General features: G+C 56.9%; 11 protein-coding genes and 1 tRNA gene. 5 read left to right on the top strand and 7 right to left on the bottom strand.

The genetic code is table 11. The features are described from left to right. Window positions 1–228: 228 nt before the first annotated feature. Window positions 229–978 (top strand): NAD-dependent epimerase/dehydratase family protein, encoded by a 750-nt coding sequence (locus tag ACSBQS_RS20720; protein ID WP_047025973.1) that lies wholly within the window; start codon window positions 229–231, stop codon window positions 976–978. 32 nt (window positions 979–1,010) lie between these two features. Here ACSBQS_RS20720 and ACSBQS_RS20715 read toward each other — a convergent pair whose 3' ends face one another. After that, window positions 1,011–2,177, bottom strand: a complete 1,167-nt coding sequence (locus ACSBQS_RS20715; protein ID WP_033645072.1) for an MFS transporter — start codon at window positions 2,175–2,177, stop codon at window positions 1,011–1,013. Between the two features lie 377 nt (window positions 2,178–2,554). Between ACSBQS_RS20715 and ACSBQS_RS20710 the strand changes: the two genes are divergently transcribed. Next, the gene (locus ACSBQS_RS20710) at window positions 2,555–3,655 is read left to right on the top strand and encodes an alkene reductase (protein WP_033652284.1); all 1,101 of its coding nucleotides are present in this window, start codon (window positions 2,555–2,557) and stop codon (window positions 3,653–3,655) included. A 385-nt stretch (window positions 3,656–4,040) separates the two neighbouring features. Further along, window positions 4,041–4,211, top strand: a complete 171-nt coding sequence (locus tag ACSBQS_RS20705) for a hypothetical protein (protein WP_162837995.1) — start codon at window positions 4,041–4,043, stop codon at window positions 4,209–4,211. A 64-nt stretch (window positions 4,212–4,275) separates the two neighbouring features. On the opposite strand, the gene ACSBQS_RS20700 is transcribed toward ACSBQS_RS20705, so the two are convergent. The 3 genes from ACSBQS_RS20700 to ACSBQS_RS20690 form a co-directional block, all read right to left on the bottom strand. Next, window positions 4,276–4,788 carry a DUF962 domain-containing protein gene (locus ACSBQS_RS20700; protein ID WP_016929542.1) on the bottom strand — a complete coding sequence of 171 codons (513 nt, stop codon included), beginning with the start codon at window positions 4,786–4,788 and terminating at the stop codon, window positions 4,276–4,278. Window positions 4,789–4,928: 140 nt separating this feature from the next. After that, window positions 4,929–6,122 carry a sensor histidine kinase gene (locus ACSBQS_RS20695; protein ID WP_197666734.1) on the bottom strand — a complete coding sequence of 398 codons (1,194 nt, stop codon included), beginning with the start codon at window positions 6,120–6,122 and terminating at the stop codon, window positions 4,929–4,931. Then, window positions 6,119–6,817, bottom strand: coding sequence for a response regulator (locus ACSBQS_RS20690; RefSeq protein ID WP_033652287.1), 699 nt, complete (start codon window positions 6,815–6,817; stop codon window positions 6,119–6,121). The genes ACSBQS_RS20695 and ACSBQS_RS20690 overlap by 4 nt, the downstream gene beginning before the upstream one ends. A gap of 127 nt (window positions 6,818–6,944) precedes the next feature. Here ACSBQS_RS20690 and ACSBQS_RS20685 point away from each other — a divergent pair, with 127 nt between their 5' ends. Continuing rightward, window positions 6,945–7,733, top strand: a complete 789-nt coding sequence (locus ACSBQS_RS20685) for a MipA/OmpV family protein (protein WP_197666733.1) — start codon at window positions 6,945–6,947, stop codon at window positions 7,731–7,733. Between the two features lie 937 nt (window positions 7,734–8,670). On the opposite strand, the gene ACSBQS_RS20680 is transcribed toward ACSBQS_RS20685, so the two are convergent. The 3 genes from ACSBQS_RS20680 to ACSBQS_RS20670 all read right to left on the bottom strand — a co-directional run bounded on the left by ACSBQS_RS20680 (window position 8,671) and on the right by ACSBQS_RS20670 (window position 11,481). Then, window positions 8,671–8,765 (bottom strand) — tRNA-Sec (locus tag ACSBQS_RS20680). Between the two features lie 97 nt (window positions 8,766–8,862). Next, entirely contained in the window at window positions 8,863–10,206 is a 1,344-nt protein-coding gene (locus ACSBQS_RS20675; protein ID WP_434991327.1) for an esterase-like activity of phytase family protein, read from the bottom strand. A gap of 75 nt (window positions 10,207–10,281) precedes the next feature. Next, window positions 10,282–11,481, bottom strand: coding sequence for a cyanate transporter (locus tag ACSBQS_RS20670; protein WP_046688013.1), 1,200 nt, complete (start codon window positions 11,479–11,481; stop codon window positions 10,282–10,284). Window positions 11,482–11,607: 126 nt separating this feature from the next. Between ACSBQS_RS20670 and ACSBQS_RS20665 the strand changes: the two genes are divergently transcribed. Next, a complete protein-coding gene (locus tag ACSBQS_RS20665) occupies window positions 11,608–12,462 on the top strand; it encodes a LysR family transcriptional regulator (protein WP_033645100.1) in 855 nt (284 codons plus the stop codon). Window positions 12,463–12,465 lie beyond the last annotated feature (3 nt).

Here is a 12,465-nt window from a genome sequence, read left to right as displayed (position 1 = left end):
GCGGCCAATCGCCTTTTCTGGCAATATTCGCAGCCATTAAGGCAAATACATCGCCAAATCTCATCGAATATTGTTAGCATTCCACGATATTCACCCGCGCAAAAATCACCGTGCGCAATTGAATACGGCGAAAAAACATCAGAATAACTAATTAAAACAACTAGACAAAAATCACACGGGGGATTATTACTGGTCAACGCTTAATCGAGAGTAGGGATGACAGTCACCATGGTGTTGCGTACTGATGTAGGACGGATTTTGATTACCGGCGCCGGCGGCCGAGTCGCCACCGCGTTTCGCCAGGCAGTGGGCGATCGCTATGCATTGCGGCTGGCGGAACGAGATCTCGCTCTGTTGCGCGATCGCCGGCCCGACGATGAGGTCATCAGCTTCAACATCGCCGATCTCGACGCCTGCCGTGAGGCCTGCGCCAATATCGACACCGTGTTGCACCTGGCCGCCGATCCGGCTCCCGACGCCGATTTTTGCGGTTCGCTGATGGACAACAACATTCTCGGCACCTTCAATATCTTCCGCGCGGCGAAAGACGCCGGCTGCCGCCGGGTGGTATTCGCCAGCAGCGCGCAGGCGGTGGAAGGCTACCCGCTCGATTATCAAATCCGCCCGGATGACGCGCCGAAGCCGAAAAATCTGTACGGCGCCAGCAAGGCGTTCGGCGAAGGCATCGCCGCCTATTTCGCCCATCAGGAGGGGCTTTCCGCCCTGTCGGTGCGCATCGCCAACTTCACCACTCTGTGCCGGGGCGAACAGCTTAGCGCCCGCGACATGAGCGCTTTTCTCAGCCATCGCGACGCCACCGATCTGCTGGATCGCTGCATTCGTGTCGAAGGGGTGCAATATGCGGTGGTGCACGGGGTTTCCAATAACCGCTATACCCGTTTGTCGCTGGAAGAGACCCGTCGCCTGCTCGGCTACGCCCCGCAGGACGATGCGTTCAGCCTGCTCGGCTTTGAGTGAGCGCGGCGGGGAACCCCGCCGCACGTTATCGTTTAACCGTTGGCGTAGGCTACTTTTTCGGCCTGACGGTGGGTGAACAGCACCAGCAACAGCGCCAATCCGGCAATAATAGCCCCCATCACCGGCACGAAGCTGTATCCCAGCCCGGCGGAGACTACCGCGCCACCGGCGGCGGCGCCCAGCGCATTGCCCAGGTTAAAGGCGCCGATGTTGACCGAGGACGACAGGCCCGGCGCTTCGCTGGCGACACGCATCACGCGCATCTGCAGCGGCGGCACCACGGCAAAGGTCGCCGCCCCCCAAATCACCATGCTGACCGCGGCGCCGATTTCACTGCGCGCCAGGAACGGGATCACCAGCATAATGACCACCAGCAGCAGCAAGAAACCCTTCAGCGTCGCGCTCTCGGAACGGTCGGCGAATTTGCCGCCCAGGTAGTTGCCGATGGAGAAACCGACGCCGATCAACACCAGCATGACCGTCACGAACAGCGGCGTCGCATCGGTGATGTGCTGCAACACCGGCGAGATATAGGTATAGAGCGTGAACATCGCGCCGGCGCCCAGCACGGTCGTCAGCAAGGCGGATAGCACCTGCGGGCGCACCAACACCGACAGCTCGCGTTTCACATCCGGACGTGCGCCGGCGCTGCCTTTCGGCAACGAGAACCACAGCCCCAGCATGGCGATCACGCCCAGCCCGGCCGTCGCCAGGAACGACATGCGCCAGCCGATGGTTTCACCCAGCCAGGTCGCGGCCGGCACCCCGCCGATATTGGCGATGGTCAGGCCCATAAACATGGTCGCCACGGCGCTGGCCTGTTTCTCTTTCGGCACCACGCTGGCGGCCACCACTGAACCGAGGCCAAAGAACGCGCCGTGGTTCAGGCTGGTGATGATGCGCGACAGCATCAGGGTGGTGTAGTCAGGCGCAACCGCCGACAGCACGTTACCCAGGGTAAAGATCGCCATCAGGAAGATCAGCGCGCTTCTGCGCGCCCGGTGAGAAAGCAGCAACGTCATCAGCGGAGCGCCGACCATCACGCCAACGGCGTAGGCGCTGATCAACATGCCGGCCATCGGGATGGAGACGTCCACCCCTTTGGCGATCGTCGGCAGCAACCCCATCGGGGAAAACTCGGTCGTGCCGATGCCGAACGCCCCCACCGCCAGGGCTAATAAGGGAAAGTTAATTTTCATTCAACAACTCCGGTTAACCGCTGCCGAAGCGCGGGAAAGTTAAGATGCCAAAAGTATGACATTGATCACACCAAAGATAAGCAGGCGGAAGGCTAAAAGACTTTTGCGATTTTGTTAAAAATCGTGGGGAAAACAGCAGCCGACTCTATCTCAGCCACGCGCCGACAGGCAATAGCCGCCATCGCCCGTGCGCACATCGGGTTCATTCTCGCCATCTGGCCCACCCGCCATACCGGCTCACCGGCGGCTGCCGCGACTATTGAACACAGAGCAAAAGTGTTTTGTTATTGTGCGCGTTTTTAGAATTAAACGACGAAATATAATGGCCTCAGCAAAACATCATCGCCCCACGGCCTAATTCACATGAGGGAAGCGCCATGCTTTTTGACTCGTATTCTTTAAACGGTTTATTGCTGAACAATCGCATCGTCATGCCACCCATGACCCGTTCACGGGCCGGCGCCGGCGACGTCGCCACCGACATGATGGCTGAATATTATGCCCAGCGCGCCAGCGCCGGGCTGATCGTCAGCGAAGGCACGCAGATCAGCCAGCAGGGCCAGGGTTATGCCTGGACGCCCGGCATTTACACCCCGGAACACATCGCCGGTTGGAAAAAAGTCACCGACGCCGTACATCAGGCCGGCGGCAAGATCTTCGCGCAGCTTTGGCACGTCGGCCGCGTGTCGCATACCATTTTACAGCCTGGCCACGCCGCGCCGGTCTCCTCCTCCGCCATCCAGGCCGACGGGGTCAAGGTGTTCGTGGATGTCGAAGGCCGCGGGCCAGAGCATGGCGTGGGTGAAATGGTGCAGCACTCCGCACCGCGCGCCTTAACGCGGGAAGAAATTCCGGCGATCGTCAACGACTACGCCCAGGCGGCCCGCAACGCCATTGCCGCCGGTTTCGACGGCGTAGAGCTGCACGGCGCGAATGGCTATCTGATCAATCAGTTTATCGACTCGCGGGAGAATCAGCGCGACGACGAATACGGCGGTTCACTGCAAAATCGCCTGCGTTTCCTGCGGGAGGTGGCGCAGGCGGTGGCGGACGCCATCGGCAAAGAGAAACTGGGCGTGCGTCTGGCGCCGCTGACCACCCTGATGGGCTCGCAGGACGATACCCCGGAAGCCACCTATCTGGCGGCGGCCAGCGTGCTGAACGATATCGGCGCCGCTTACATTCACATCGCTGAAGCGGACTGGGATGACGCTCCGGTGATGCCGGCGGCGTTCAAAGAGTCGCTGCGCCTGATTTTCCGCGGCACGCTGATTTACTCGGGCAAATACACGCGTGAACGCGCTGAAGAAGCGCTGGCCAAAGGCTGGGCGGATCTGATCGGCTTCGGTCGCCCGTTCATCGCCAACCCGGATCTGCCTCACCGCCTGCAACACGGGCTGGCGCTGAATGCGCCAATCAAAGAGAAATTCTTCGGCGGCAGCCGGGAAGGCTACACCGATTATCCGACGATCGGGTAAATATGTTCAGCCCCCCGAGCCTGCAAGTGCGGGGGGCTTCGCTGGCTTGGTAAACAACGCTCTTCTGAATAAGCGACATAACCCAGATTTTCTGGGTCCGCACGATAAATAAAAAATAAATCGAAAACCTTAGATATAAAATAATAAATTAAACATTTTCATTGCAATTTTTTATTAGAATACAAAAAAACAAAACATATAAAAACAATATAATTTGAAATAAAAATAATGAAACCAAGAAAAATGAAAACTTAAAACACAATATTTAATCAAAATTTAAACACATAACCCGTATTTCCCGAACAGGGTTGAATATATATGCGAACGTGTAAATATCTTTCCGAACAGCGCTATTGTGGCGCTGCGTTGATTAAGGAAAGATCTTATGTCTAAATCACCTATTGGCACTACAGCCACGACAGGGCAAAAATGCCCGGAAAGCGGCGTCTGGGAAGTGGTTGGCAAACCCTCAACCACAGCGCCAATCGCTAAAGGCAATATCATGCCGCCTTATGGCGGCAAAGGGGTCACCTGGAAATTGATCCAATACGCATAATCCGTCATCTTCAGGCCTCTTTTTTCAAAAGGGGCCTCGCAGAAAAATCCTATGATGCCTTATTTCATTCCCTCCCATTGCGCACTTTGCCCGCGCGCATTTCGATGCTCCGCTGCAATGCGCGCAGCCCGCCGGCCAGGAAGCAGGCTTCCGCCAGCACGAACAACGGGCCGATGATCAGGCCCGTCACGTCGTCCATAAACGCCGGCTTTCGTCCCTCCCAGAAATGCCCGACAAACTGAAACAGCCAGCCGATGACGAAACCGCCGATGCCGACGCTCAGCCACGCCGCCGTCGACAGCGACGCCACCCAGGCGCCGAACGCGAGGCACAGCAGCAGCAACGCCAACATCATGACGCCAAGACGCAGGCTCAGCCGCAGGTAATAGAGGGCCGACACGATAACCGCCGCGCAGGCCGGCGAAAACGGCAGCCATCCCGCGCCCCATGCCGGCCGGGAGAGCAGCGTCAGCAGGCTGACGACGATCAGCGGGATGCCGATAAAGTGCGTGACGATATTGCGCGCATCGCGGTGATAGGCGGCATAAGCGGCAAGGTGATCTTCCAGACTTCGCATGTTGACCTCCGGTATGTGCGGCCTTCGTCGCCGAGCGCGCGCAGCTGCAACGGGCCCAGTGCTTAGATCATAGACGATACGAATGACATCAAGCGCCGCCGAAACGCGCTCGGCGAAAATGTTGGCTGTGACGTAAACCATTACCCTCTACTGCTGGCGCCCCCCTGCACCGGCAGGGGCAAGTTTATGGTGATTAACAACCCTTGGTCGACCGGCAGACTGGCTTTTATCGTTCCGTGATGGGCAGCGCAAATCGCTTTCGCAATAGAGAGCCCGAGCCCGCTGCCGCCGGAATCGCGCGCGCGGGACGTTTCACCGCGAGTAAAACGCTCAAACATTTGCGGCAAATAATCCTGTGCAACACCAGGCCCCGTATCTTGAAACGCCAACACGATTTCCTGCGCGGTCTGTTCGAGACGAATGCACATTCGATCGCCCTGACTACAATAACGAAGCATATTCTCGATTAGTATGCTGAATACTTGGCCGAGTCTGAATTCATCCCCAATAAAATGAAGCGGCCCGCCCTCCTCGATAGAGATGGACATGCCCGCAGCCTCCAACTGAGGTTTGAGCCAGGCCACCCTCTCCTTTAACACACTATTGATAGTAAAAACGTTTTTACTTAATTTCAGTTGGCCCGCACTGGCCAGAGAGAGGAAATACAGATCGTCGGTAAGGTAACTCAGATTTTTTAATTGCGTCATCACCATATTCAGCTGTTCCTGACTCGCAGGAAAAACGTTGTCTATCATGCCCTGAAGGCGGCCCATAGCCCCGGTCAACGGTGAACGCAACTCATGGGCCAACGCCACATGCGACGCTTTTATTTCGCGTTCGTATAAAGCGAGCTTATTGACCATCTCATTGAAGTTTATCGAGAACCTGATGATTTCATCAGGACACGCCTGAACCAGCTCGGCTTCGTGCTTAAAATTTCCCCGAGCCACGGTTTCCGCAACGTCGGTGAGATTTCGAAATTGGGCAGTAAGAGGGCGTGCGATGCGCACGCACATTAACGTTATCAATGGAACGACGACGATCAGAAAAATAAGCAGCCATCCCCAATTTAAAGAAGTCAGCGAAGGCGTGCTGTAATCCAGCCCCCAATACGTATCGACGATCTGATGGAACGCCTCTATGTCCAGGCTGGGGTTCTCTCGCAGCACCAAGAATCTTTCGTAAACCGATGCCGGCATTTCATGAATGACGTAAAAATACTGGGCAGCAAAAATGCCCCACATCGCCAGAATAATGGTAAAAAGCGTCACGATGGCGACGATGACGATGCGAACAGACACCCAAAACAAAAGAGATTTATTTTTCCTTTTCATGATTTGCAGAACCTATAGCCGACGCCGCGCACATTAAAAATCACGTTATCAACGCCTGCCGCTTCAAGCTTCCGTCTTAAATTATAAACATGCGTATCCACCACTCTTTCGAGCGCATCGCTTTCAGGTAAACATTTTTCAAGCAAAAACTGACGGCTTAACGGCCTCGTTGAGGCTTTCATCAACGTGCCGAGCAGGGAAAACTCGGTTAATGTTAAATCCAGCGTGAGAGCGCCGCTCGCGCTCGTTGCCACCCTCGCCACCATATTAGCGAGATCCAGTTCGAGCCGTTCCCAGCGCAATATTTCTTCGCCTGCCAGCTGATTCCCGCCGCTTCGCCTTAACACTGCCTGCACGCGTGCCATAACTTCGCCGGGGTTATAGGGTTTAACGATATAATCATCCGCACCATAGCGAAGAGCGCCAATTTTATCATGAGGTTCCCCCATGGCCGTGATCATGATAACCGGCGTATTCACCTTGCGCCTGAGCGCCGCCAGGATTTCAGTTCCATTCATATCAGGCAACATCACATCTAATAATATGAGATCGGGCTTCCAGCTCAACGCCGTATTTAAACCCATCAGCCCATTTCCCACCACCGCGACCTGATAACCTTCACGCTTAAGATAAGCCTCCAGCACATTTGCCGCATCGACATCGTCTTCGATGACTAGAACCCGTTTATTTTGCATCTCATCCCCCTGAAGGATCTTCGCTATTTATTGATTATTCGTTGACGGTTAATTGACAAATCATCGGCATACTCCGCCTTGCGTGAACAGTCTTATCATACCGATACACATAATACTGAGGCTCATAATGTTAGAAAAGAAAATCATTAAAAACACGTTGGCGCTGCTGATAATATCCAGCATTCCACCCAGCCATGCAAGTAATAACGATAACAGCGGAACGGCATTTACCGTGAGCCTTGGCGCGGTGTCATCGCCAAAATACAGCGGTTCAAATGAACAAACCTGGGGAGCCGCACCGCAATTTCATTTCCAACAGGATAATTTCTTTGTCGATTCAATGAATGGCGCAGGTTTTCGTTTCCAAAGCGAGAACGGTTTATATTTCATTCCAACAATAGGCTATGATTCTGGACGAACCGATGAAGATTCAGGTTGGCGTAAAGGCTCTGACGCACTTAAAGGCATGGGAGATATTTCAGCAACCGTTAATGCGGGCTTAGCCTTGGGATGGGCGATAACGCCCTGGCTGGTGTTGGAAGGGAAAGCCACTCTGCCGCTGAGTGATGGCCAAGGGATATCTTACGCGACCTCCGTCGATTTCATTCCTGTTCTGGATGAAGAGGATACCGTTGCTTTTAAAATCAGCGCATTATTTGCAGACTCTCGTTATATGAACACTTGGTACGGCGTGACCAGCACGCAAAGCGCAAACTCGGGTTACTCCCGCTATAACAGCGCAGGCGGCTATTATGGCACCGACGTGAACCTGACGTGGGCGCATCAGTTTAACGAAAACTGGGGGGCATGGTTTGGCATTAACCATACCTGGCTGGGGGATAACGCCGCCAATAGTCCTATCGTTAAACAAAAGGAGGAGACAACAGGTGTCGTGGCAATAAGTTATACGTTCTAAGCCAGTACAAAAAACCTGAAGCCGCAAAGTGACGTTCAGAAGAGTAATGGGACTTTAAATATCCCCCACTCAACAGCTTGCTGTAATTAAAGTTTCATTACTCTTCAACCGACAATTCAGGAACTTGACTAATGAAGTTAAAAACAGGGGTTTTAACGCGGTTTTCAAACGTTTTAGCAATGGCTTAAATATATAAAGCCTGGGGAAATTAACGCATTGCGGTACATCATGAGAAGAGCACGACTTGAAATCACAGGTTATTGCTCTTGCTCCGTTGCCGAACATGGCAATACCGCTTTGAATGCCGGAGCATTGCCTTTCATGGCAATGAATCGCGGTGATGAATATTGATACCAGTAAAAAAATTAACGACAGGGTTTTCACGATGGCCTTCCTCATTACAGTTTAACTGTCTTTAATGGTTTATTCACCAAAAAGGAAATCATGCCAAAAAATCATCAACCCAGTGTCAACCCACTGCAAAGAAACGCTCAACATGGCACCAAAGTAAAACTATGTCGGCCTTTCATTCCATGGCAGCCGGATTAAATATCAGCCAGTTATTTTTACAGAACGTAACGAACACAATCAAACCGAAAGTGGAAACCCAGTAAAACAGGATGAATTTATGTTTATAAAGATCGCGTATTGCCTTTTCACTGTTTCATCGACGCTTGCGTTATCCGGCTGCGTTTCGCTTTTCTAACCGTCAGAGGCCTGAATGAAGTCACTCATTTACATTTCTATTCTGTCATCCATTTTTTTACTCAGCGGCTGTTTATCCATCGGCACGCACCTGTTCAATAAGTAGCCGTAATAATCCCTCGCGCAGCCGGACAATCTCATTGTCTGGCTGCAAGATCTCATATCCACCCAGATGGACGGTCATGTAAGTTGCAAAACTCGGCTAACACAGAAGAGCAAGGGAGACGATGATTGGCGGAAGATCACAGGAGTCGAACCTGCCCAGGACCGCTGGCGGCCCCAACCGGATTTGAAGTCCGGCCGCCCCACCGGGGACGAGGATCTTCCTTGGAGAAGAGGGAAGCAAGGCGCTGATTATAGCGCAGTTTGTTCGCTGCGCTAAGCGGGAAATGGCGGCCGCCGGCGATTCGGCGGCCGGGGGGAGCTACTTCAGGAAATCCTTCACGTCCAACAGGATGAACTCGTTGTCATCCGCCATATTGGGCTGGCGGCTGGAGGAAAACGGGAAGTTGTTGTCGTTGCCGACGATGATGTGGTTGGCGTCCACCACGTCCACGTTCTCGATAGTGAAGAACGGGAAGGTCAGCACGCCGTCGTTCAGCGGCTTGCGCGCCAGCTTGTTCGGATCCTGAATGTTCATCAGGTCGATATAACCCAGTTTCTCGACCGATTTGCCGACGTTGGCGTCCGAGAAGGCGATTTTATACACCCGCTTGAACTTGGCCACCTGGCTGAAGCAGTTGTCGGTTGGCGCGCCGGCGGCGCAGGCTTTATCCGGCGTGCCTTCGCCGTTGTCGCGCTCGATCACCAGCCCGTGGGTGGCGTCGATCATGTTGAAATCGCCGATGGCGTTCTGGTTGTCTTCCAGCACGTACTGCCAGCTGCGGCCGGTCCAGGCCTGCTGTTTGACGTCGAACTCCAGCACCCGCAGGTAGCGTTTGCCGCCGACGTTCTCGAACTGCTCGCCATCCCACAGCGCCCCTTCCAGCAGCGGGTACAGCTTGCTGCCGTCCGGCGAGGCGGCCATGCCTTCAAAGCCTTTGGAACGCGCCACCTGGAAGTTTTGCTTGCCGTCCGGCGCGCCCGGCAGGGTCAGCGTCGGGTTGTCCGGCGATTTCACCACCTTGCCGTCCACCTGGGTGTCGAACACCGCCAGCACCTTGCCGTTCAGGTCGGCCTTGATCAGGTAAGGCCCGAACTCTTCACCGATCCACAAGGCATCATCGGCAAACTGGAAGCTTTCCGGATCGAAATCGCTGCCGGTCAGATAGCGCTGCTCAGTGCTCTCGTTGATGATGTGGAACGGCACCTTTTTATCCGGATCGTGCAGGAACACCGTCTTCAGCGGCGCGACCGTGCCGTCTTTGAAATCGATTTTGTAGTGGTTGAGGTACAGCATGGCGTCCGGGGAGTTGGCCTTGCTGCCGAAACCGTTGTCGGTCAGCACCCAGTAGGTGCCGTCGGGCATATGTTTGATGCCGGAGTGGCCCTGCAGCGGTTGGCCGTTGATCGGCAGGCCGATGCCGGTCAGGCGATCGGCGGATTTGCCCGCCACGCTGCCCAGCTCGGTGACGCGTTTGCCGCTGGTGTATTTGCCGCTCTGCTGCAAATCGCTCGGCGCGTCCTTCGGTGTGGAAACGGCGGATTTCACCGGCAGCAGCGCATGCCCCGCCAACGTCGCCGGCACCGGCTGCGCGTCGGCCCACAGGTTGGCGCTCAGCGCCATGCAGCCGACCAGCAGCGCCAGCCGGGTTTTGGTGTTGTGCATGTCATTGTCCCTTTTCGTTGTTATCGCCCAGAAGTAAAAGCAACGTCACTATAGGGAGCGGCAATGACAGAAATATTATTCGGCGAACGCCCGCCGGTAGCTGTGCGGATGGAAGCGCCAGGTGATGGCGATCAGCACCACCACCAGCAGCGCGTGGATCTGCCAGTCCAGCACGAAGCCGCCGCTGTAGTCGCGCAGCAGGCCGGAAAGGTAAGGCGTGACGCCCGCCAGCAGGAAGCCGACACCCTGCATAAAGGCCACCAGCCGCCCGGCCGCCGCCGGCTGGTGCAGGTGATCGAGCGCCAACACCAGGCACAGCGGGAATGCGCCGCCCAACCCCAGCCCGGAAAGCAACACCCACAGCCACGGCAGCGTTTGCGGCAGGTAAATCAGGCCGATAAAACCGATCAGTTGCATCATCAGCGCCAGCAACAGCAGCGGCCGCCGGTCATGATTGCGCGCCAGCGCCGGCAACAGCAGCGCCCCCACCACCTGGCCGAAGGTCATCAGCGCCAGCAGCGAACCGCTGGCCTGCGGCTGCCAGCCGAGCTGCATGTAATACGGCGGCAGCCACGCAATCAGGCTGGTATAGCCGCCATTGATCAGGCCGAAATAGGCGCCGAGCAGCCAGGCGCGCCGGTTGCGCAGCAGGCTTGGCCCGCGGTTTTCGCCCGCCGCGCCCAGGCGAGACAGCCCACGGCTGACCGGCCACCAGGCCAGCAGCGCCACCAGGGCCGGCAACGCCCACCAGGCCAGTGCGCTGTGCCAGTCGTGCCCTACGCTCATCAGCCACGGCGTGATCGCCGCCCCCAACCCGCCACCGCCCATCAGCGCCGCCGACCACAGCCCGGCCACCAGCGCCATGCTTTTGAGGAAGTGATGCTTGATGATGCCGGGCATCACCGCCTGGATCACTCCGATGCCGAGCCCGCCCAGCACCGCGCTCATCAGCAGTTGCACGCTGCCGGGGGCCAGTTCGCGCCAAAGCGCGCCCAGCCCGATCGCCAACAGGCTCAACGCCACGGCGCTGCGTTCGCTGAACAGTCGGTTGATGGCGCCGCCCGCCAGCGCCATCAGGCCCATCATCAGCACCGGCAGCGTGGTCAACAGCGCCGCGCCGCCAAAACTCAGCCCGGTGGCCTGGCGCAACGTCGGCAGCAACGGGCCGATCGAGGTCAACAGCGGCCGCATGTTCAGGCCGATCAACACCAGCGCCAGCAACAGGGGGTTGAGCCAACGGCGTGGAGAAGGTGAATTAACAGAATGGTTTAACACGGCATATTCCTGGTACTGCGAAATGAAGAGTGCGGCGTCACAGCGCGATCGCCGCAGCGTTGCGTTACTGTAGGCAACGCCGCTAGTATTGGGAAATTAAATAATAAAATAGCCAACAGTGGGAAAATGAATCGCTACCCGATGTTCAATCCGCAGCTGCTGCTCAGCTTCGTCGCCGTGTGCGACAGCAACAGCTTCACCCGCGCCGCAGAGCGGGTGTTTTTGTCGCAGTCCACCGTCAGCCAGCAGGTGCGCCGGCTGGAAGAGATGCTGGGCAAGCCGCTGTTTGAGCGTTCCTCGCATCAGGTGCTGCTGACCGAAGAAGGCGTCAAGCTGTTGAGCTACGCGCGCCGCATTATCGCGCTGAATGAAGAAGCCCACGATGCGCTGACCGGCATCTGGCGCGACGGCGTGCTGCGGATCGGCATGCCGGAAGATTTCGCCGTGCCCACCACCGGGCTGCTGGCCGAATTCAGCCGCGAGCACCCGCACCTGCGGCTGGACGTCGCCAGCGGCCTGAGCGCCGATCTGCACAACGCCTACGCGCGTGAAGAGCTGGATCTGATCCTGGTGAAGCAGCGCCGCCGGCAACCGCCGCGCGCCGCGCGGCCGGAACCGCTGCTGTGGCTGGACAGCCTGGCCTTCCCGGCCATCGAGCAATCGCCGGTGCCGCTGGCGGTATTTCCACTGAACGGCCTGTACCGCGACGAGCTGTGCCAGGCGCTGGACACCCTCGGCAAACGCTGGCGCATCGGCTACAGCAGCGCCAGCCTGGCGGCGCTGACCGCCGCCTCCGCCGCCGGGCTGGGCGTCACCCTGCTGCCGGCCGGCTGCCGTCTGGCGACGCACCGGGTGCTGGGCGCGGCCGAAGGATTGCCGCCGATAGACAGCTTCGAACTGGCGCTCTACTACCGCGACGGCGCCCCCGCCGCCACGCTGGCGCTGGCCCAGCGGCTGGCGGCGTTTTGCGGGCTGAAGTAAGGC

This window comes from Serratia sp. H402Y (assembly GCF_051172415.1).
GTDB classification, from domain to species: domain Bacteria; phylum Pseudomonadota; class Gammaproteobacteria; order Enterobacterales; family Enterobacteriaceae; genus Serratia; species Serratia ureilytica.
The sequence above is the reverse complement of the archived record's forward strand: the minus strand, read 5'-3'. Positions and strand labels throughout refer to the sequence as shown.

Coding starts and splice junctions, on each gene's coding strand:
- ACSBQS_RS20720 (WP_047025973.1), top strand. CDS start 229: ATGGTGTTGCGTACTGATGTAGGACGGATTTTGATTACCGGCGCCGGC.
- ACSBQS_RS20715 (WP_033645072.1), bottom strand. CDS start 2,177: ATGAAAATTAACTTTCCCTTATTAGCCCTGGCGGTGGGGGCGTTCGGC.
- ACSBQS_RS20710 (WP_033652284.1), top strand. CDS start 2,555: ATGCTTTTTGACTCGTATTCTTTAAACGGTTTATTGCTGAACAATCGC.
- ACSBQS_RS20705 (WP_162837995.1), top strand. CDS start 4,041: ATGTCTAAATCACCTATTGGCACTACAGCCACGACAGGGCAAAAATGC.
- ACSBQS_RS20700 (WP_016929542.1), bottom strand. CDS start 4,788: ATGCGAAGTCTGGAAGATCACCTTGCCGCTTATGCCGCCTATCACCGC.
- ACSBQS_RS20695 (WP_197666734.1), bottom strand. CDS start 6,122: ATGAAAAGGAAAAATAAATCTCTTTTGTTTTGGGTGTCTGTTCGCATC.
- ACSBQS_RS20690 (WP_033652287.1), bottom strand. CDS start 6,817: ATGCAAAATAAACGGGTTCTAGTCATCGAAGACGATGTCGATGCGGCA.
- ACSBQS_RS20685 (WP_197666733.1), top strand. CDS start 6,945: ATGTTAGAAAAGAAAATCATTAAAAACACGTTGGCGCTGCTGATAATA.
- ACSBQS_RS20675 (WP_434991327.1), bottom strand. CDS start 10,206: ATGCACAACACCAAAACCCGGCTGGCGCTGCTGGTCGGCTGCATGGCG.
- ACSBQS_RS20665 (WP_033645100.1), top strand. CDS start 11,608: ATGAATCGCTACCCGATGTTCAATCCGCAGCTGCTGCTCAGCTTCGTC.